Consider the following 19,471-nt stretch of genomic DNA (forward strand, 5'->3'; position numbering starts at 1 on the left):
GTCAGGCTCCGGATTGCAGGCGCATGGCAAGGCTTTCGGGCAGCCCCGCCGCGCGCAGTTTCGCCACGGTGGTGGCAGTGTCATAAGGCACGCGCATGAAGCTCAGCTCGTTGCGCACGGTATCCATCACGGCATAGCCCGCCTGCGGCCGCCCGTCGCGCGGCTGCCCCACCGCCCCCACCACCGCCAGCCAGCGGCGCGACCGGATCAGCGGCACAGGGTTGCCCATCGGGATCGGCTGTTCCGCCACGCGGTTGTTGATGTCGCAACTGATGAGACGGGGCACATGCACATGGCCGCAAAAGATCACCCGATCCTGACAGACCCGGAACGAAGGCATGGCCCGCTGCGCCGAGGTGACATAGATCCAGTCCTGCGGATCATTGGCGCTGGCATGGACGAACAGGAGGTCGCCGATGCGGTGGGTCATTGGCAGGCCAGACAGGAAGGCCACCTGCCCCGGCGACAGGCGCGGGCGCGTCCAGTCCATCGCGCGCCGGGCGGTGATGTTCATCGAGGTGTCGGGCTTTGCGACCGCCGCATCGTGGTTGCCCTGCACCACCAGCGCCCCGGCCCCGGCAAGCTGCATGGCGCGGGCGCAGCACCATTCCGGGTCCGGCCCATAGCCCACGATATCGCCCAACAGCACAATCTGTTGCACCTTGCGCTGGTCTACATCTGCCAGAACGGCGGCAAATGCCTCTCGGTTCGCGTGAATATCTGTCAGAATCGCAATTCGCATCCTGCCGCTCCCCCCGATTGGCTTGCGCAGCCTAGGGGGTTGCATCCCCTGCGACAATCACGCGCAGCTGCGACGCATCGTCCCGCCCCTCAGGCCAGCGAGGTGACCCAGAGGATGGTGGCGTCATCCTCGCTCAGGCTGATCACGTTATGGCCCATCGAGGCATCGTAATAGGCGCTGTCGCCGCGGCGCAGATCGACTGGCGCATAGAACTCGGTATACAGCCGGATGACGCCGGTCAGCACATAGAGAAATTCTTCGCCATCATGGCGCACCCAGCCGTCGAATTCGGCAATGTCATGGGCGCGGATCGTGGCGCGGTAGGGAAGCATCTGCTTGCCGCGCAGGCTGCCCGCCAGCAACTCGTGCTCATAGGTCGCGGTGGCATGGGCCTGCCCCTGCCCCGATTGCGTGACCGCAAGCCGCCCGTTCACCTGCGCCTTTGATGGCGGGGTGAAAAGCTGCGGCACCGAAATCGCCAGCCCTTCGGCCAGTTTCTTCAGCGCCTCGTAGGTGGGCGACATCTGGCCGTTCTCGATTTTCGACAGGGTGGAGCGGGCCAGCCCCGCCTGTGTGGCCGCCTGTTCCAGCGTCCAGCCCTTGGCCTTGCGCAATTCGCGCACGCGTGAGCCAAGGTTCAGCGGCTCGACCGCCGTCTCGATGCCCGCTTCGCGGGCGATACGCAGGATGGAGGGCTGTTCCGGTGTGCTCATACCCCTGTGCATTACGGCAGGGCCGCGCGCCTTGCAACGTCTGCGCCGCAGGTCTAGCAAGACGAAATGCTGTCCATAAGTGATCCGGGGGCGCCAGATGCGCCCTGCCCTGCGCCATTCAACCTTGCCGCCCATGTTCTGGCGCGCGGGGCGGCGCTGCCTGACAAGCTGGCGCTGCAGATCGTGCGCCCTACCGGCGCCGAACGGTGGAGTTATGGGCGGCTGATCGCAGCGGTGCGCGGGGCGGGCAGCGGTTTGCTGGCGCTGGGGCTGGTGCCCGGCGACCGGGTGCTGCTGCGGCTGGGCAATACGCCGGATTTTCCGGTGGCCTTTCTGGGCGCCATCACCGCCGGTCTGGTGCCGGTGCCCACCTCGACGCAACTGACGGTGCCCGAGATCACCGCCACGGCGGCCCGCATCGCCCCGGCGCTGATCATCGCCGCCGACGGGATCGCACTGCCCGAGGGCACTGCATGCCCGGTGCTTCCAGCCGCGCAGCTGCACGCCATGGCAGACCTGCCGCCTTGCGACTGGCATATGGGCACCCCGGACCGTCCGGCCTATGCAGTGTTCACCTCCGGCACTTCGGGGCGCCCGCAGGCAGTGCTGCATGCCCATCGCGCGATCTGGGCGCGGCGGATGATGCACAGCGGGTGGGAGGGCTTGGGCGAGGCTGACCGGCTGCTGCACGCCGGGGCCTTCAACTGGACCTATACGCTGGGCACCGGGTTGATGGACCCCTGGACGGTAGGCGCCACCGCGCTGATCCCCGGCGCAGGCGTGACGCCGGACCAGTTGCCCCTGCTGCTGAAACGGTTCGATGCGACGATCTTTGCCGCCGCCCCCGGCGTGATCCGCCAGATGCTGCGCGGCACCCTGCCCGCCCTGCCGCGCCTGCGCCATGGACTGAGCGCGGGCGAAAGCCTGTCACCCGCGCTGCGGCAGGACTGGCAGGCCCGCACCGGCACCGATCTACACGAGGCGTTGGGCATGTCGGAATGTTCCACCTTCATCTCGGGCAGCCCGGATCGGCCCGCGCCCGAAGGCTGCACCGGCTTTGCCCAACCGGGGCGCCGGATTGCCGTGCTGGGCGACAATGGCCCTGTGCCACGCGGGCAGGCCGGAACGCTGGCTGTCTGGCGGGATGACCCGGGGTTGATGCTGGAATACCTGAACGATCCTGCGGAAACAGCCGCCCGATTTCGCGACGGCTGGTTCCTGACTGGCGATCAGGTGGAAATGCGGGCCGATGGCGCGATCCGCTATCTGGGGCGCGCCGATGACCAGATGAACCCCGGCGGTTACCGCGTGTCCCCGCTGGAGGTGGAGGCAGCGCTGGCCGGCCTGCCCGGTGCGCAGGATTTCGCGGTGGCCGAGGTGGCGGTGAAGCCCGGCACCACCGTCATCGCCTGTTTCTATACCGCAACCGAACCGCTGGACGCCGATACGCTGGCCACCTTTGCCGCAAGCCGACTGGCCCGCTATCGCCAGCCCCGCCTCTGGCAGCGGCTGGATGCCCTGCCGCGCAATGCCAATGGCAAACTCAACCGCCGCGCCCTTGCCGCGGCATGGAGACCCGAATGATCCGCCTCGACATCTTCTCTGATCCGGTCTGCCCCTGGTGCTACCTTGGCAAGACCAATCTCGACCGCGCGCTGGAGACGCATCCCGACCATCCGTTCGTGATCGAATGGCACCCGTTTCAACTGTCGCCGCAAACTCCGCCCGAAGGCTATGACCGCGCCGAATACCTGCTGCGCATCTTCGGCACGCAGAAACAGACGGTCGCCGCGCATCTGCGGCTGCAGGAACTGGCGCGCGAGGCCGGGGCGGAGTTCAATTTCGAGGCAATCAAGACCACGCCCAACACCTTTGACGCCCATCGCCTGATCCATTGGGCCGGGCTGGAGGGGCAGCAGAGCCAAGTCGTTTCAGCGCTGTTCCGCGCCTATTGGCGCGAGGGGCGCGATATCGGCAACCGTGCCGTGCTGGCCGAACTGGCGGGCGAATGTGGCATGGACCCGCGCGCCGTGGCGCGTCTGCTGGTCAGCGATGCCGATGTCGATGTGATCCGCACCCGCGAACGCCATGCCCGCGAAAAGGGCATCTCGGCGGTGCCGACCTTCATCGTCGCCGATCAATATGCGCTGTCGGGCGCGCAGCCGCCGCAGCTTTGGGGCCAGGTCATCGCAGAACTTGCCGGCGCAGACCGCGCATGACCCCGCGCGCCCGGCTGTCGCTGCCCGAATTCACCGCACTGGTGGCGATGATGTTCGCCACCGTCGCCTTCTCCATCGACGCGATGCTGCCCGCGCTGCCCGAAATCGCGCAGGAGCTTTCGGCACAGGCCCCCAACCGGGCGCAACTGGTGGTGATGTTCTTCATCATCGGCATGGGGGCGGGCACTCTGGTCGTGGGGCCGTTGTCGGATGCGTTCGGGCGCAGGCCGGTCATTCTGGGGGGCGCGCTGCTGTATTGTGCGGGGGCCTTCCTCGCCTCTGTCGCGCCGGGGCTGGACACGCTGCTGGCGGCGCGGCTGTTGCAGGGGATCGGGGCGGCCGCGCCACGCATCGTCGGGCTGGCGCTGGTGCGTGATCAATACAAGGGCCGCGAGATGGCCCGGGTGGTCAGTTTCGCCATGACGATCTTTTCGCTGGTGCCTGCGATTGCCCCGCTGATCGGCAGTTTCATCATCGCAGGGTTCGGCTGGCGCGGCATCTTTCTGTCTTTCATCGGCTTTGCCGCGCTGATGATGGCCTGGCTCGGCCTGCGCCAGCCCGAGACGCTGCCGCCCGAGGCGCGCCGCGCACTCGCGCTGCGCCCCTTGTGGCAGACCATACGTCAGGTGATGGCCATTCCGGTGGTGCGCATTGCCACCATGGTTCAGACGCTGTGCTTTGCCTGCCTTTATGCCATGCTCGCCTCCACCCAGCCAATTTTTGACGCAACCTTCGGGCAAGGCGCCAACTTCGCCTACTGGTTCGGGCTGATCGCCGTGCTGGCGGGCAGCGCGAGTTTCATCAACGCTACGCTGGTGGTGCGGTTGGGGATGCGCTTTCTGGTGATGCGCACCCTTCAGGTGCAGGTCGGGCTGGCGGGCAGTTTCGCGCTGCTGGCGGCCAGCGGCCTTCTGCCCGAGGCGCTGTATTTCGCGCTGTTCGTCGGCTGGACGGTCTCTGTCTTCATGCTGGCGGGGCTGACGCTGGGCAATCTGAACGCGCTGGCGCTGGAGCCGGTGGGCCATGTGGCAGGCATGGCGGCCTCGGTCACCGGAGCAATCGCCACCGTGGTTGCCGCTCTGATCGCCACACCGCTGGGCCTTGTCTTCGATGGGACACCCGTACCGCTTGCGCTGGGTATCACCGCGCTGGCTTTGCTGGGGGCGATCCTGATGCGACGGCTTCCCGCACGCTAGGGTAGATTTTTTCGCCACTGACCACAGGTTTCTGGCAAATTGGCCCATCCGGCCATGCCATTTCCATATTTCTGCCTCGGATCACGATTAATTCCCGACGCTGGGGATACTTCGCGACCTTCTTTTGCACACAGAGGACAGAACATGACCACCACAACTCTCGCCGGCTTCCGGGTCACATACAGCAGCGGCGCGCCGTCTGCCGTTGCCGCGACCACCATGACCATCGTCACATCGGACTCGTTCAGCTTCAAATACACGCTGGACGCGCCCAATATCAACGACTACTCGTCGATCACCGTGCCCGCTGCGGGCATCACCGGCTCGGCCCCGGCGCTGACCATCAATGGCACGCAGGTCAATCTGGATACCCAAGCCTCGATCGCGCAGATCGGCTGGAGCGATGACACCGGCGACAAGTATACGCTGATGCTGAAAGTCACCATGAGCGGGGTGGACTACTTCTTCGAAATGGCAGGTGATGCCCTTCCGGCCTTCGCAAACCTCGCCGCCTATGAGGCTTTCCTCGCGGGTTCCTTCGCCAGTTCCGATGTAGATACCTGGGAGCCGACGACGATGAAGCCGGGCCAGGCCGTGCGCCCGGAACTGATGACCTCGTTCGACTCGGAAACGGAACACGATCTGATCGTGGGCAACGCGTCGTTCAACGACTGGACGACCAAAACGCTCGACACCGGGCTGGGCAATGACAGCGTGACCGGCACCGAGAATGCAGACCTGATCGACCTCGGCGACGGTGCCGACACGGTCAATGGTCTGGGCGGCAATGACCGTCTGGACGGCGAAGCGGGCAATGACACCATTCTGGGCGGTGCTGGCCTCGACACGATCTCGGGTGGGCTGGGCAATGACATCATTCAGGGCGGCGACGATGCAGACCGCATCAGCGGTGCTGAAGGCGCAGACAGCATTGACGGCGATGCGGGCGCCGATTTCATCGACGCGGGCGCAGGCAATGACGCCGTTGATGGCGGCGCGGATGCCGACACCGTTTCCGGCGGCACCGGCAATGATGTGCTGATCGGCAACACGGGCGACGACAGCCTGAATGGCGCTGCGGGGGATGACACCCTGACCGGCGGCGACGGTGCTGACAAGGCCTCGGGCGGTGCAGGCAACGACCTGATCACGGGCGGCCTTGGCAACGATACGCTGTCGGGTGGTGCGAACAATGACAGCATTTCGGGCGACGATGGCAACGACGTGCTGAAGGGCGACTCGGGCGCCGACACGATGAGCGGCGGGATCGGCGACGACACGCTGTCGGGCGGTTCGGATGCGGACCAGATGCAGGGCGACGACGGCAACGACGTGCTGAACGGCGATGGCGGCAACGACACGCTGAACGCAAACGACGGCAACGACAAGGTGGTCGGCGGTCTGGGCGATGACAGCATGACCGGCGGTGCAGGCACCGATACGATGAACGGTTCGGCTGGCAATGACAGCATCCACGGCGGCAATGACGCCGACACCGTGATCGGTGGTGCGGGCGTTGACACACTGAACGGCGGCAATGGCGATGACGTCCTGACCGGCAGCTCCGGCGCGGATACTTTCGTGCTTGATTTCAACGCGGGCAGCGACACGATCACCGATTTCACCAAAGATGTGGATCTGATCGCGATCGACCTCGACTATGGCGTCAGCTCCTACGCCGAAGTGCGCGCCCATACGGTTGTCGATGGCAACGATCTGGTCGTGACCTTCGACAATGGCGATACGCTGACGCTGATCAACACCAAGCTGTCGGCGCTGAGCGATGGTCTGATCTTCTTCTGAGGCTGACACAAGACACCGAAAAGGCCCGGCGATTGCCGGGCCTTTTTCATTTGCCGCCGGGACGCAGCACCTTTTCCGCCAGATCGCGCGCCACGCTGAAGGCGCCCTTGATCCGGTCGCCCTCAGCCGGCCAATCCACGGCTAGGATGATCTTGTTGTCCTTCACCCGCGCGGCACCCTTCTGCGCCTGCAGATATTCCACCAGCCCCGCCGGATTGGCGAATTTGTCGTTGTGGAACTGGATCGTCACGCCCTTCGGCCCGGCATCCAGCCGCGAGATGCCCGCGCGTTTGCACATCGCCTTGGTGCGCACCACCAGCAGCAGGGTGTTCACCTCTTTCGGCAGCGGTCCGAAACGGTCGATCAGTTCCGCCGCAAAGCCCTCCAGCTCCACTTTCGTGGCAAGCTGGCTGAGGCGGCGATACAGGCCAAGACGGATATCCAGATCCGGCACGAAATCTTCGGGGATCAGCACCGGCACGCCCAGATTGATCTGCGGCGCCCATTGGTCATCCACCGGGGCCAGACCGCTGATCTCGCCGGATTTGATCTTGGCAATCGTCTCTTCCAGCATCGACTGATACAGTTCGTAGCCGACTTCCTTGATATGGCCTGACTGTTCTTCGCCCAGCAGATTGCCCGCGCCGCGCAGATCAAGGTCATGCGAGGCAAGGTTGAACCCGGCGCCCAGGCTGTCGAGGCTGGCCAGCAGTTTCAGCCGCTTTTGCGCCTGCGGCGTCAGCGGGCTGCGCGGCTTGGTGGTCAGATAACAATAGGCGCGGGTCTTGGCCCGGCCCACCCGGCCCCGGATCTGGTAAAGCTGGGACAGGCCGAACATGTCGGCCCGGTGCACGATCATCGTATTGGCGGTGGGAATGTCGAGCCCGCTTTCCACGATGGTGGTGGCCAGCAGCACGTCATATTTGCCGTCGTAGAACTCGTTCATCCGCTCGTCCAGATCGCCTGCGGCAAGCTGGCCATGGGCGATGACATAGGTCACTTCCGGCACATGGGTTTTCAGGAAATCCTCGATCTCCGGCAGGTCCGACAGGCGCGGCACCACGAAGAAGCTTTGCCCGCCGCGATAGCGTTCGCGCAGCAGCGCCTCGCGCAGCGTCACGGTGTCGAATTCCGACACATAGGTGCGGATCGCCAGCCGGTCCACCGGCGGGGTGGCGATGATCGACAGGTCGCGCACCCCGGTCAGTGACAGTTGCAGCGTGCGCGGGATCGGCGTCGCCGTCAGCGTCAGCACATGGACCTCGGCGCGCATCTCTTTCAGGCGTTCCTTGTGCGACACGCCGAAATGCTGTTCCTCGTCGATCACCAGCAGGCCCAACGACTTGAACTTGATCGCCTTGGCCAGCAGCGCATGAGTGCCCACGCAGATATCCACCGTGCCATCCGTCAGCCCGGCCCGCGTCGCCGCCGCCTCTTTCGCCGAAACGAAACGCGACAGCGGGCGCACCTCGATCGGGAAGCCGCGGAAGCGTTCGGCGAAGCTGCGGTAATGCTGGCGCGCCAGCAGCGTGGTGGGGCAGATCACCGCCACCTGCATCCCGGCAAGCGCCGCGACAAAGGCCGCGCGCATGGCAACCTCGGTCTTGCCAAAGCCCACATCGCCGACGATCAGCCGGTCCATCGGGCTGCCCGCCTCCAGATCGGCCACCACATCGGCAATCGCGTTCAACTGATCGTCGGTTTCCTGATAGGGGAAGCGGGCGGCAAAGGCCTCCCACATCGCGTGGGGTGCCTCCAGAATGGGCGCATGGCGCAGGTGGCGTTCGGCGGCGATGCGCATCAGCCGGTCGGCAATCTCGCGGATGCGTTCCTTGAGCTTGGCCTTCTTGGCCTGCCATGCCCCGCCGCCCAGCCGGTCCAGCAGGCCCTCGTCATGGCCATAACGGCTGAGCAGTTCGATGTTTTCGACCGGCAGGTAAAGTTTCGCATCCTCGGCATAGACCAGATGCACATATTCATGCGGCGGGCCGGGCTTGTTGGACGGCGGCAGCGGCACGCGCAGGGTTTCCAGCCCCATGAAGCGGCCAACGCCATGTTCGACATGCACCACCAGATCGCCGGGCGACAGCGTGCCGATGTCTTGCAGGAAGTTCTCGGCCTTGCGCTTGCGGCGTGGCTTGGACAGCAGCCGGTCGCCCAGCACATCCTGTTCGGAAATGACCGCCAGCCCCGGCGCGACAAAGCCTTCCTCCAGCGCCCAGACCGCCAGAAACACGCCGCCGCGCCCCTCGGGCACCTCACGCAGATCGCGGATCTCGCGCGTGGCGCGCAGGCCCTGATCCTCCATCAACCCTTTCAGCCGCTCGCGCGCACCTTCCGACCACGAGGCGACGACGACCTGCCGATCCTCGGCCAGCTTGCGGATGTGATCGGCCAGCGCGCCGAACAGGCTGATGCTTTCCGCCTGCCGTTCAGCCGCGAAATTGCGCCCCAACCGGCCGCTGGCATCCAGAACCCCCGGCCCCGGCGATTGCGGCAGCGGCGAAAGCTGGATCACGCGATGCCCGGCAATCGCCGCCTCGAACGCACCATCATCCAGATACAGCGCATGGGGCGGGCAAGGCTTGTAAACCGTATCCAGCCGCCCCTTGGCGTTCAGATGCTCGCGCCGCGCTTCGTATTGATCGGCGATGCCCTCCCAGCGCGACAGGCGCGCGGGGGTCACCTGATCGTCCAGCATCACGGCGGCATCGGGCAGATAGGTGAACAGCGTCGCCATCTGCTCATGGAACCAGGGCAGCCAGTGTTCCATCCCCTGATGCTTGCGCCCGGCGCTGACCGCCTCGTACAGCGGATCATCCGACACGGCTGCGCCGAATTCGATCCGGTAGGTCTGGCGAAAGCGGGTGATCGCCGCCTCGTCCAGCACGATTTCCGACATGGGCGCAAAGTCGATCGCCGTCAGCTTTTCGGTGGTGCGCTGGGTGTCCGGGTCAAAGCGGCGGGCGCCATCCAGCACATCGCCGAAGAAATCGAGCCGCACCGGGCCGGAATCGCCCGGCGGGTAGATATCCACGATGCCGCCCCGCACGGCGAAATCGCCGGGTTCGGTGACGGTGGTGACCTGACTGAACCCCATTCGCGCCAGAAACTGCCGCAGCGCGCCTTCATTCACCCGGTCGCCCACCCGGGCGGTGAAAGAGGCCCCCGCCACAACCGCGCGTGCAGGCACACGCTGGGTGGCGGCGTTCAGCGTGGTCAGCAGGATGAACGGCCCCGGCACACCATGCGCCAGCGCCGCCAGCGTCGCCATGCGCCGCGCCAGAATCTCGGGGTTGGGCGACACGCGGTCATAGGGCAGGCAATCCCAGGCCGGGAAATCAAGCACCAGCGCATCGGGCGCCATGAAGGCCAGCGCAGTGCGCATCGCCTCCATCCGCTTGTCGTCGCGCGCGATGTGGATGACCGGCTTGCCGCGGGCAAGCTCTTTTGCCAGCAGCCTTGCGTCATAGCCCTCGGGGGCACCACCGAGGATGATCTTTATTTGTTCCGCCATGACCGTGATTTAACCTGTCCCGCGCCGATGTAAAGGATCAGCCGAGCGCGCCTATGTGCATGTTCTGGTACATGCCCCACAGCGAAGTCAGCAGGATGGATACCATGCCAATGCCCTGCGTCGCCAGCCGCAACCGGATCAGGCAGCCTTGCAACGCCTCGCCCTGATGGTCACCATCGGCAATGCGATGCGCAGTGCGCAGGCCCAGCAGAAATACCAGTGTCATCGGGAACAGCAGGCAGAACACCGCCTGCGCGAATTCCACATGATAAAAGAAGCCCAGCACCAGCAGCGCCGTCAGGGTGAAAGCCACGAACCCTGCGATCCACAGGCCCGAGACATGGGTGATATACAGGATGCGGTTCACATTGACCCGGGCCATCGCCTCCAGATCCTCCAGCGCCGGCCCGCCCTTGCGCCGCGCTCGCAGTACCAGATCGAAGGGCACGCCCAGTACCCAATGGCTGCTCATCGACCATTGTACCGCAAGTATGATCCAGAACCACAGGTTCGAGAAGGACCGCAGGTCGATCATCTCCAGCACGAATTGATACCACTGCACGCGCGAACTCCGGCCTGAATGCCCCCCGGGGCCAAATGCTGCGGCATTCCTATCCTTGCCGTGCCCGCTTTTCCATGGCAGGCAGGCAAAAAATATGCCGACGCGGCAAGGCCGTTGCCGGAGTGCCAGCTTTTGCCAGCGCAGGAGGTCCGATGCGCCCGAGTCAAGCCGCCTACCCCGCCACCCGCTTTCGCCGCGCCCGCCGCAGCGATGCCCTGCGCCGCCTGACGCAAGAGAACCTGCTTTCGGTCAATGATCTGATCTGGCCGATCTTCATCCGCGATGGTGTGAACATCCGCGAACCCATCGCCTCGATGCCCGGCGTATTCCGCCTGTCGCTGGATCAGGCGCTTAAGGCGGCGGAGGAAGCCGCCGACCTCGGTATCCCGGCGATCTGCCTGTTTCCCTATACCGACCCTTCAGTGAAGACCGAAGGCTGCGAAGAGGCGTGGAACCCCGACAACCTGACCAACCGCTTCATCCGCGCGATCAAGGACGCCGTGCCGGATCTGGCGATCATGACCGACGTGGCGCTGGACCCCTATAACAGCAACGGCCATGACGGGCTGGTGCGCGACGGCGTGATCCTGAACGACGAAACCGTCGAAGCGCTGGTGAAAATGGCGCTGATGCAGGCCGACAGCGGGGCCGACATCCTTGGCCCGTCGGACATGATGGATGGCCGCATCGGCGCGATGCGTATGGCGCTGGAGGCTGCAGGGCACAAGGATGTGGCGATCCTCAGCTATTCGGCCAAATATGCCAGCGCCTTTTACGGGCCGTTCCGAGATGCTGTGGGCGCCAGCGGCGCGCTGAAGGGCGACAAGAAGACCTATCAGATGAACCCCGCCAACAGCGACGAAGCGCTGCGCCTGATCGAACGCGACCTGCGCGAGGGGGCGGATATGGTGATGGTGAAGCCGGGGATGCCTTACCTCGACATCTGCCGCCGGGTGAAGGATGCCTTCGGCGTGCCGACCTATGCCTATCAGGTATCGGGCGAATATGCGATGATCCAAGGGGCGGCGGATCGCGGCTGGATCAATGGCGAGGCGGCGATGATGGAAAGCCTGATGGGCTTCAAACGTGCCGGTTGCGACGGCATCCTGACCTATTTCGCCCCCGCCGCAGCACGGCTGTTGCGCAACTGATCTTCGGGCAGTGCGCGGGCGGCTTTGCGCCGATCACACTGTCGCGCGGTGACAACGGCGCGGAAAGCCGCTATATTTTGCCGTAACAGGGCCACAGAGCCCTTTTCCTGAGGCAGCGAGGCAGAGATGATCTCCAGACGGACCCTGATCGGCACCGCCGGTGCGACGCTTGCACTGGCCGCCTGCGGCAACGGGGTTGGCGGCAATGGCGCCCCCACAATTGACGCGCGCGTGGACGAGACCCGCAACTACCTGTTCAACCGCTATCCGGGTACGCGCGAACTGGCGCAGAAATCCTATGGCGTGCTGTATATGCCCTTGGTCACCGAGGCGGGCCTGGGCATCGGCGGCGCCTTCGGGCGTGGCGCGCTGCGCATCAAGGATGCGACGGTGGATTACTATTCTGCCGCCAAGGCCACGATCGGGTTCCAGATCGGGGCGCAGCAATATGCCCATGCGCTGTTCTTCATGACGCAGGATGCGCTGAGCGAATTCCGCAGCTCGCAGGGCTGGGCGGCAGGCGCGGATCTGAAATACGCGATCCCGGATCAGGGCGGCTCCATCGGCAAGGACACGACCGAAATCGCGCCGGTGATCGCGCTGGTGTTTGGCCAATCGGGGTTTATCGCCGGGGCAACGCTGTCGGGCACGAAATACACCCGGATCATCCCCTGAGCCGGGTCAGAAGATCACAATGTCGCCTGCAGTGACGGTTGCATTGGCCTGAAGGTCGGCGACCATCACTGCGGCGGTCGATCCGGTGCCATCGGCATCAAACCACAGCGTGCGGTCCGTGGTGCGGAAGATGAAACGGTCATCGCCATCCTGCGCCAGATTATCCGCCCTGGTCCGAAACCGTGTGGTGGCCAGCGTCCCTGCCGACAGCCCACCACCGAAACCTGCCGCAGAAATGAGGAAGCGGTCATCATTTCCCGCCGCCGCGCTGGAGAAATCGGAAATCAGGTCGCCGATCTCGCCCAGCCGCCGATAGACAAAAATATCATTGCCGGCCCCTCCCGAAAACACATCATTTCCATCGCCTCCCTCAAGAACATCACCGCCTGCCGCGCCGAAGATCGTGTCATTCCCCGCAGCACCGAACAGGCGGTTGTTCTGTCCGTCACCGCCGATCCGGTCGGCACCACGGGTGCCGGTGACGTTCTCGATCCCGGTCCAGATATCGCCCTCGGCCCAGCCACCGGCCTCCCATCCGCTATCCAGCGCGATGACAACCGCCCCACCGCCACCGCGGAAATCCAGCGTGTCTATGCCCGCATCCCCCGAAAACACCTCTTCGGCCGCGCCGGGGCGAAAACGGTCGTCGCCCAGCCCGCCGCCGATGGTGCCATCAACCGTGCCACCGCCGCGCGCGTCATACAGGTCACTGCCGCCACCCATCGCGACAGTGCCGACAATCTGCCCCGCGTTGATCAATCGGTCATTGACCACATCAGTATCGTCAAACAGGACCGCGTAGATACTGGTCGAGGCAATGACCCCGGTGTTGTGAATGCTGTAGGGCTCGGTCTGGCCGGCCCGCCCGTAGATCGCCGCAATCCCACCCGAAACGATCGAGCCCGAATTGTCGATGCGCGAGGCGCTGCCCAATTCGGCACTGCCGCGCAGGCTTAGCGCAACGGTGTCGGTCATGATGGTTCCGGCGTTGTGGAAAACCAGATTCACGCCATTGTAGAACAAGGCCTGATAGGCCTGAATCAGCCCATTGTCCGCAAGCTGGATCGCTGCGCCCTGCACCTGCCCGGATATTCCAAAGCTGAAGGCCGTCAGCCAGGAGGCCACCCCGCCGGCCACCAGAATGTCATTGCCGGTCTGCCCAAGGAACAGCGTGTCCTGGCCGTAGACAAAACCATTGACGCCGATCACCACCGCATCACCGGCGTTCAGCACCAAGGGGTTCACAAACTGAATATCCGAATTGAAGGCATGCAGGGTCATGGCGGAAATCCATATCTGAAATGATTTGACCGCGACAGGCTACGCCGCGGCCCGGATTCCCGCAATCGTCCTGTCAGCGCGTCAGCCGCCGGATCAGGCTGGAGGTATCGTTGCGGTTGCCCCCCATCAGCTGCACCTCTTTGTAGAACTGGTCGATCAGCGCGGTGACCGGCAGCGAGGCACCGATTTCATCGGCGGTTTCCAGGCAGATCTTCAGATCCTTGCGCATCCAGTCCACCGCAAAGCCGAAATCGAACTCGCCCGCCAGCATGGTTTTATGGCGGTTCTGCATCTGCCAGCTTCCGGCGGCGCCCTGGCTGATCACCTCGACCACCGCCTCGCCATCAAGGCCCGCCTTCTGGCCAAAGGCCAAAGCCTCGGCCAGCCCCTGCACCAGACCGGCGATGCAGATCTGGTTCATCATCTTGGCCAGTTGCCCCGCGCCACTGTCGCCCAGACGGCGGCAGATGCGGGCATAGGCGGCGATCACCGGCTCGGCAGCGGCATAATCGGCCTCCGTCCCGCCGCACATCACCGACAGCACACCGTTCTGCGCCCCTGCCTGCCCGCCGGACACCGGCGCATCGACAAAGCCCTTTCTCTGTTCGGCGGCAATCGCCGCCAGTTCGCGGGTGACCTGCGCTGAAACCGTGGTGTGATCGACGAACACCGCCCCCGGCTTCATCCCAGCAAAGGCCCCATCGGGGCCAAGGCAGACCGCGCGCAGGTCATCGTCATTGCCCACACAGGCGAGCACGAAATCCGCGCCCTCCGCCGCCGCGCGCGGTGTGGCGCCCCACTGGCCGCCATGCGCCGCGACCCAGGCCTTCGCCTTCGCCTCGGTCCGGTTGTAAACCGTCACCGCATGGCCCTTTGCCACAAGGTGCCCGGCCATCGGGAAGCCCATGACCCCCAGACCCAGAAATGCCAGTTTCGCCATGGTGATCCCCTCTGCAATTGCTCCGGCGCGCAGGATGGACTAGGAACCCAACTCGGTTTCAAGGTCAAGGACGACCCCATGCTTACCCTCTTCCGCTGGCTGCTGCGCATCTTCACCGGGCTGATCGGGCTGGCGCTGCTGGCCACCTTGATCAGCTACTGGTTTCTCAGCCGCTCGCTGCCGGATTATGACGAGGATTTCACCCTGCAGGGGCTGAACGCCCCGGTCGAGATCGTGCGCAACAATGACAATGTGCCGCATATCTTCGGCAAGACCGATGCGGATGTGTTCTATGCGCTGGGGTTTGCCCATGCACAGGACCGGCTGTGGCAGATGACCATGCTGCGCCGCACCGCACAGGGGCGGCTGTCAGAGGTGTTCGGCACCCGCACCGTGAAGATCGACGAGTTGATGCGGCGCTATGACCTCTACACCCATGCGCGCGAGTCGGTGGCCGTGCAGGATGCCGAAACGCAGGCGGCGCTGGAGGCCTATGCCAGCGGCGTGAACGCCTGGATCGAGCAGGTCAATCTGGGCGCGCGCGGGCGTGGCGCACCGGAGTTCTTTTTCTTTTCCAACGAAATTGCCGCGTGGCAACCGGCGGACAGTCTCGCGATCCTGAAACTGATGGCGCTGCAGGTGTCAGGCCAGTTGGGGGACGAGGTGCTGCGCGCGCGCATGTCGCTGCTCCTGCCCGATGCGCGGCTGCGCGACATTCTGCCCGATGATCCGGGTAGCGGCATCGCCGCCCTGCCCGATTACGCCAGCCTTGTGCCCGGTGTCAGCCCCTCTGCGGCCCCACTGCGCATCGCGCAGGATGTGTTGTCGCCCTTCCCCCGGCGCGAAACGGCGGGCGCCTCCAACGCTTGGGCGGCGGCACCGTCGCGGTCGGCGGCGGGTGGCTCGCTGCTGGCCAATGATCCGCATCTGGGCTTCACCGCGCCGTCGATCTGGTATCTGGCCCGGCTGGAGCTGCAATCGGGCGGCGTGATCGGTGCCACCATCCCCGGTGTGCCGACCATCCTGATCGGACGATCCGAGGCGCTGGGTTGGGGGCTGACGACCGCCTATCTCGACGATCAGGATCTGTTCATCGAAGAGGTGAACCCCGAAAACACGGAACAATACCGCACCCCAGACGGCTGGAAAGCTTTCGAGACGCGGCGCACCATCCTTCAGGTGAAGGATGCCCCACCCGTCACCATCACCCTGCGATGGACGGAAAACGGCCCGGTCCTGCCCGGCAGCCATTACGACATCGGCTCTGTCACCCCGGCGGGGCATGTGGTGTCGCTGGGCTGGACGGCGCTGACCGGCAAGGACACGTCGATGACGGCGGCGCTGCATCTGCTGAAGGCCAAATCGGTGGCCGAGGCGATCGAGGCCGGGAAGCTGTACGTTGCCCCGGCGCAGAACCTGATGCTGGCCGACCGGAACGGGGTGGCGCTGCAGATGATCGGCGCCATGCCGAAACGCGATGCCCGCCACCAGACCCAGGGCCGGATGCCCGCCCCCGGCTGGCTGGCCGAAAACCGCTGGCAGGGCAGCTTTCCCTATGAGGAGAACCCGCGCTTCACCGATCCGGTCAGCGGGATTCTGGGCAATACCAACAACAAGATCATCAACCGCCCCTTCCCCGAACATGTCAGCTTTACCTGGGGCGATACGCAGCGCATCCAACGCTGGCTGACGCTGATGAAAACCCGCGAGGTGCATACCCGCGAAAGCTTCATCGAGGCGCAGCTGGATACCGTCAGCCCCACCGCGCGCACGCTGCTGCCACTGATCGGGGCAGACTTGTGGTTCACCGGCGAGGCCGCGCCCGAGGGCACGCCCGAACGCCTGCGCCAGCGCGCGCTGGAGCTGATGGCCAAGTGGAACGGCGAGATGAACGAGCATCTGCCCGAACCGCTGATCTATCAGGCCTGGATGCGGGCGCTGCAAGACCGGCTGATCCGCGACGAGATCGGGCCGATGGCCGATGAATTCACCCATATCGAACCGATCTTTCTGGAACGTGTCTATCGCAATGTCGAAGGGGCGGCGGGCTGGTGCGATGTGGTGCAATCGGCGGTGGTGGAAACCTGCGCCGATCTGGCACGCATCGCGCTGGACGAGGCGCTGCTGGGCCTGTCGGAAACCTATGGGCCGAATGTCGAAAGCTGGCGCTGGGGCGATGTGCATCAGGCGGCGCAGGATCATCCGGTGATGGGCGATGTGCCGGTGCTGCGCTATTTCGTCAATATCCGGCAAAGCACCAGCGGCGATGACAGCACGCTGATGCGCGGCGTCACCAAGGGCAGCGGGCCGAACCCCTATCTGAACGTGCATGGCGCAGGCTATCGCGGGGTCTATGATTTCGCCGACCCGGACAGTTCGGTCTTCATCATCTCCACCGGGCAGTCAGGCCACCCGCTCAGCCGCCATTATGACAATCTGGGCGAACGCTGGCGTCAGGGCGAGTATATTCCGATGTCGCTGGACCCGGATCTGGCCCGCGCGGCAGCGGTGGGCGATACTGTGCTGACCCCGGTCGAGGTTGCAGAATGATCCGCACCGCGCGCCTGCTGTTGCGGCGCGCGGCGCCGGGCGATCTGGCCGATCTGCACGCGGTTTTCAGCGATGCGCAGGCGATGCGCTATTGGTCGCGCCCGGCGCATACGCAACTGGCCGAAACCGAGGCCACCCTTGCCCGCCTGATGCACGCCCTGCCGCCCGAGGCTGACGAGTTCGTGCTGGAACATGAGGGCCGGGTGATCGGCAAGGCGGGCATGTGGCGGCTGGCCGAAATCGGCTTCATCCTGCATCCCGATTACTGGCGCGGCGGCTATATGTCCGAGGCCTTGGCGGCGCTGATCCCGCATCTGTTCGCCAACCACCGCATCGACGCCCTGACCGCCGAGGCCGATCCGCGCAATACCGGCTGCCTGCGCCTGCTGGCGGGCTTCGGTTTCACCGAAACCCACCGCGCCGAACGCACCCTGCTTTGGGGCGATGAATGGTGCGACAGCGTTTACCTGCTTTGCCCGCGGGCCACTTACAGCTCGCGGTAACGCTTTTCCTGCCGGGCGGTCCAGCGCAGGTCCATTTCCCAACCGTCTTCGGTTTCGCGTTCGGCCAGCACCACACCTTCGCCATGCAGCCAGGCGTGTTTGCGCCCTTCGCTGAACGGCAGGGCCAGCGTGCGTTCGGTCTTTTCCTCGTCGAAGGCGGCGCTGACGGCCTCCAGCAACAGATCCAGCCCCTCGCCGGTCAGGGCAGACACGGCAAAGACGTTCTCGCGCGCACGGGCCTGCACCAGCAGCCCCTCATGCGTGGTGGCATCGACCAGATCCAGCTTGTTCCACACCTCGAACATCGGGGTGCCGCCCTTCACGCCAAGGCTGGCCAGAATATCCGCCACATCCGCCGCCTGCTCCACCGTTTCGGGATGGGCGATGTCGCGCACATGCAGGATCAGATCGGCCTCCAGCACCTCTTCCAGCGTGGCGCGGAAGGCCGCCACAAGCTGCGTCGGCAGGTCCGAGATGAACCCCACCGTATCCGACAGGATCACCTTGCGCCCCGACGGCAGCGTGACGCCGCGCATCGTGGGATCCAGCGTGGCGAACAGCATGTCCTTGGCCAGAACCTCGGCCCCGGTCGCGCGGTTGAACAGCGTGGATTTGCCGGCGTTGGTATAGCCCACTAGGGCGACAATCGGGAACGGCACCTTGCGCCGCGCCGCGCGATGCAATTCGCGGGTTTTCACCACCTTGTCGAGCTGGCGTTTGAGCCGGATCACCTGATCATCGATCGCGCGGCGGTCCGCCTCGATCTGCGTCTCGCCGGGGCCGCCGACAAAGCCGAAGCCGCCGCGCTGGCGTTCCAGGTGGGTCCAGGCACGCACCAGCCGGGTCCGCTGATAGCTCAGCGCCGCAAGCTCCACCTGCAGCACGCCTTCGCGAGTGCGGGCGCGATCCGCGAAAATTTCCAGGATCAGGCCGGTCCGGTCCAGCAGCTTGACCCCCCATTCCTTTTCCAGATTGCGCTGTTGCACAGGCGTCACCGGCCCATCGACCAGCACCAGATCAATATCCTCGGCCGCGAACCGTGCCTTCAGCTCGGCCACCTTGCCCGATCCGAACAATTGCCCCGGCTGAACCCGCGGCAAGCGCACCACCTCGGAGCCGACCACCACCAGCCCCGGCAGCGCACTTGCCAAGGCCACAGCCTCGGCCAGCCGATGCTCGGGCAACCTGCGGCCCCGGTCAGTGCGGATGTCAGGATGCAGAACAAAGGCCCGCGTCGGCTGTGCCGCCGTTTCATAGGCATCAATCCCGCTGCCATCTTCATTCAGCGGGTCGAAATCTTCGTCTTCGTCAGGAAGGTCGGAAATCAGTCTTCACCCTCATACAGATTGATCGGCGCACCCGGCATGATGGTCGAAATCGCATGTTTGTAAACAAGCTGCGACTGGCCATCCCGGCGCAGCAGCACGCAGAAATTGTCGAACCAGGTGATCACGCCCTGCAGCTTCACCCCGTTGATCAGGAAAATCGTAACCGGAACTTTTGCCTTCCGGACATGGTTCAGGAATGCGTCCTGCAAATTCTGTTTATCGGCAGCCATTTTTTTTGCCTTTTTTTATCGCGCGGTCCTTGGCGCCACCCTCCCCTGTCCCGGTTGGCAG

At 64.8% G+C, this 19,471-nt stretch carries 16 protein-coding genes; 8 read left to right on the forward strand and 8 right to left on the reverse strand.

Features of this window, described 5'->3' with window-relative positions; genetic code table 11:
• Position 1 precedes the first annotated feature (1 nt).
• Positions 2-742: a metallophosphoesterase family protein gene (locus BMX43_RS10270; RefSeq protein WP_091301018.1), complete on the reverse strand. Its 741-nt coding sequence runs from the start codon at positions 740-742 to the stop codon at positions 2-4.
• A gap of 89 nt (positions 743-831) precedes the next feature.
• The gene (locus tag BMX43_RS10275; RefSeq protein WP_091301020.1) at positions 832-1,455 is read right to left on the reverse strand and encodes a helix-turn-helix domain-containing protein; all 624 of its coding nucleotides are present in this window, start codon (positions 1,453-1,455) and stop codon (positions 832-834) included.
• Positions 1,456-1,521: 66 nt separating this feature from the next.
• On the opposite strand from BMX43_RS10275, the gene BMX43_RS10280 reads away from it, so the two are divergent.
• The 4 genes from BMX43_RS10280 (at position 1,522) to BMX43_RS10295 (ending at position 6,673) form a co-directional block, all read left to right on the forward strand.
• Entirely contained in the window at positions 1,522-3,039 is a 1,518-nt protein-coding gene (locus BMX43_RS10280; RefSeq protein WP_091301022.1) for a class I adenylate-forming enzyme family protein, read from the forward strand.
• Complete coding sequence (locus BMX43_RS10285) at positions 3,036-3,674, forward strand: DsbA family oxidoreductase (RefSeq protein ID WP_091301024.1); 639 nt, start codon at positions 3,036-3,038, stop codon at positions 3,672-3,674. Before BMX43_RS10280 ends, BMX43_RS10285 begins: the two co-directional genes overlap by 4 nt.
• Positions 3,671-4,870, forward strand: a complete 1,200-nt coding sequence (locus BMX43_RS10290) for a multidrug effflux MFS transporter (RefSeq protein WP_091301026.1) — start codon at positions 3,671-3,673, stop codon at positions 4,868-4,870. The genes BMX43_RS10285 and BMX43_RS10290 overlap by 4 nt, the downstream gene beginning before the upstream one ends.
• A gap of 144 nt (positions 4,871-5,014) precedes the next feature.
• On the forward strand, positions 5,015-6,673 hold the full coding sequence (locus tag BMX43_RS10295; RefSeq protein ID WP_091301028.1) for a calcium-binding protein: 1,659 nt from the start codon (positions 5,015-5,017) through the stop codon (positions 6,671-6,673).
• Positions 6,674-6,719: 46 nt separating this feature from the next.
• Here the strand turns inward: BMX43_RS10295 and mfd are convergent, their stop codons facing one another.
• Together mfd and BMX43_RS10305 are read right to left on the reverse strand one after the other, a co-directional pair.
• On the reverse strand, positions 6,720-10,190 hold the full coding sequence (gene mfd, locus BMX43_RS10300; protein WP_091301030.1) for a transcription-repair coupling factor: 3,471 nt from the start codon (positions 10,188-10,190) through the stop codon (positions 6,720-6,722).
• A gap of 37 nt (positions 10,191-10,227) precedes the next feature.
• Positions 10,228-10,752, reverse strand: a complete 525-nt coding sequence (locus tag BMX43_RS10305) for a component of SufBCD complex (protein WP_091301031.1) — start codon at positions 10,750-10,752, stop codon at positions 10,228-10,230.
• A gap of 152 nt (positions 10,753-10,904) precedes the next feature.
• Between BMX43_RS10305 and hemB the strand changes: the two genes are divergently transcribed.
• Complete coding sequence (hemB, locus tag BMX43_RS10310) at positions 10,905-11,903, forward strand: porphobilinogen synthase (protein ID WP_091301033.1); 999 nt, start codon at positions 10,905-10,907, stop codon at positions 11,901-11,903.
• A 126-nt stretch (positions 11,904-12,029) separates the two neighbouring features.
• The gene (locus tag BMX43_RS10315) at positions 12,030-12,578 is read left to right on the forward strand and encodes a lipid-binding SYLF domain-containing protein (protein WP_091301035.1); all 549 of its coding nucleotides are present in this window, start codon (positions 12,030-12,032) and stop codon (positions 12,576-12,578) included.
• A gap of 6 nt (positions 12,579-12,584) precedes the next feature.
• On the opposite strand, the gene BMX43_RS10320 is transcribed toward BMX43_RS10315, so the two are convergent.
• The gene (locus tag BMX43_RS10320; protein WP_091301037.1) at positions 12,585-13,859 is read right to left on the reverse strand and encodes a calcium-binding protein; all 1,275 of its coding nucleotides are present in this window, start codon (positions 13,857-13,859) and stop codon (positions 12,585-12,587) included.
• Between the two features lie 73 nt (positions 13,860-13,932).
• Positions 13,933-14,799, reverse strand: a complete 867-nt coding sequence (locus BMX43_RS10325) for an NAD(P)-dependent oxidoreductase (protein ID WP_091301039.1) — start codon at positions 14,797-14,799, stop codon at positions 13,933-13,935.
• A 78-nt stretch (positions 14,800-14,877) separates the two neighbouring features.
• On the opposite strand from BMX43_RS10325, the gene BMX43_RS10330 reads away from it, so the two are divergent.
• Both BMX43_RS10330 and BMX43_RS10335 read left to right on the forward strand, forming a co-directional pair.
• Entirely contained in the window at positions 14,878-17,349 is a 2,472-nt protein-coding gene (locus BMX43_RS10330; protein WP_091301041.1) for a penicillin acylase family protein, read from the forward strand.
• Complete coding sequence (locus BMX43_RS10335) at positions 17,346-17,852, forward strand: GNAT family N-acetyltransferase (RefSeq protein WP_091301043.1); 507 nt, start codon at positions 17,346-17,348, stop codon at positions 17,850-17,852. Before BMX43_RS10330 ends, BMX43_RS10335 begins: the two co-directional genes overlap by 4 nt.
• Here BMX43_RS10335 and hflX read toward each other — a convergent pair.
• Positions 17,837-19,138 carry a GTPase HflX gene (hflX, locus tag BMX43_RS10340; RefSeq protein WP_483863933.1) on the reverse strand — a complete coding sequence of 434 codons (1,302 nt, stop codon included), beginning with the start codon at positions 19,136-19,138 and terminating at the stop codon, positions 17,837-17,839. The genes BMX43_RS10335 and hflX overlap by 16 nt on opposite strands.
• Before the next feature lie 38 nt (positions 19,139-19,176).
• Positions 19,177-19,410, reverse strand: a complete 234-nt coding sequence (hfq, locus tag BMX43_RS10345) for an RNA chaperone Hfq (protein ID WP_054303569.1) — start codon at positions 19,408-19,410, stop codon at positions 19,177-19,179.
• Positions 19,411-19,471: the final 61 nt, after the last annotated feature.

The organism is Gemmobacter aquatilis, from assembly GCF_900110025.1.
GTDB classification, from domain to species: domain Bacteria; phylum Pseudomonadota; class Alphaproteobacteria; order Rhodobacterales; family Rhodobacteraceae; genus Gemmobacter; species Gemmobacter aquatilis.

Excerpts from the sequence above, each read along its gene's own strand:
- BMX43_RS10330 (WP_091301041.1), top strand. The coding sequence starts at position 14,878 with ATGCTTACCCTCTTCCGCTGGCTGCTGCGCATCTTCACCGGGCTGATC.
- BMX43_RS10290 (WP_091301026.1), top strand. The coding sequence starts at position 3,671 with ATGACCCCGCGCGCCCGGCTGTCGCTGCCCGAATTCACCGCACTGGTG.
- BMX43_RS10285 (WP_091301024.1), top strand. The coding sequence starts at position 3,036 with ATGATCCGCCTCGACATCTTCTCTGATCCGGTCTGCCCCTGGTGCTAC.
- BMX43_RS10335 (WP_091301043.1), top strand. The coding sequence starts at position 17,346 with ATGATCCGCACCGCGCGCCTGCTGTTGCGGCGCGCGGCGCCGGGCGAT.
- BMX43_RS10315 (WP_091301035.1), top strand. The coding sequence starts at position 12,030 with ATGATCTCCAGACGGACCCTGATCGGCACCGCCGGTGCGACGCTTGCA.
- hfq (WP_054303569.1), bottom strand. The coding sequence starts at position 19,410 with ATGGCTGCCGATAAACAGAATTTGCAGGACGCATTCCTGAACCATGTC.
- BMX43_RS10280 (WP_091301022.1), top strand. The coding sequence starts at position 1,522 with ATGCTGTCCATAAGTGATCCGGGGGCGCCAGATGCGCCCTGCCCTGCG.
- BMX43_RS10295 (WP_091301028.1), top strand. The coding sequence starts at position 5,015 with ATGACCACCACAACTCTCGCCGGCTTCCGGGTCACATACAGCAGCGGC.
- BMX43_RS10275 (WP_091301020.1), bottom strand. The coding sequence starts at position 1,455 with ATGAGCACACCGGAACAGCCCTCCATCCTGCGTATCGCCCGCGAAGCG.
- BMX43_RS10320 (WP_091301037.1), bottom strand. The coding sequence starts at position 13,859 with ATGACCCTGCATGCCTTCAATTCGGATATTCAGTTTGTGAACCCCTTG.
- mfd (WP_091301030.1), bottom strand. The coding sequence starts at position 10,190 with ATGGCGGAACAAATAAAGATCATCCTCGGTGGTGCCCCCGAGGGCTAT.
- BMX43_RS10325 (WP_091301039.1), bottom strand. The coding sequence starts at position 14,799 with ATGGCGAAACTGGCATTTCTGGGTCTGGGGGTCATGGGCTTCCCGATG.
- hemB (WP_091301033.1), top strand. The coding sequence starts at position 10,905 with ATGCGCCCGAGTCAAGCCGCCTACCCCGCCACCCGCTTTCGCCGCGCC.
- BMX43_RS10270 (WP_091301018.1), bottom strand. The coding sequence starts at position 742 with ATGCGAATTGCGATTCTGACAGATATTCACGCGAACCGAGAGGCATTT.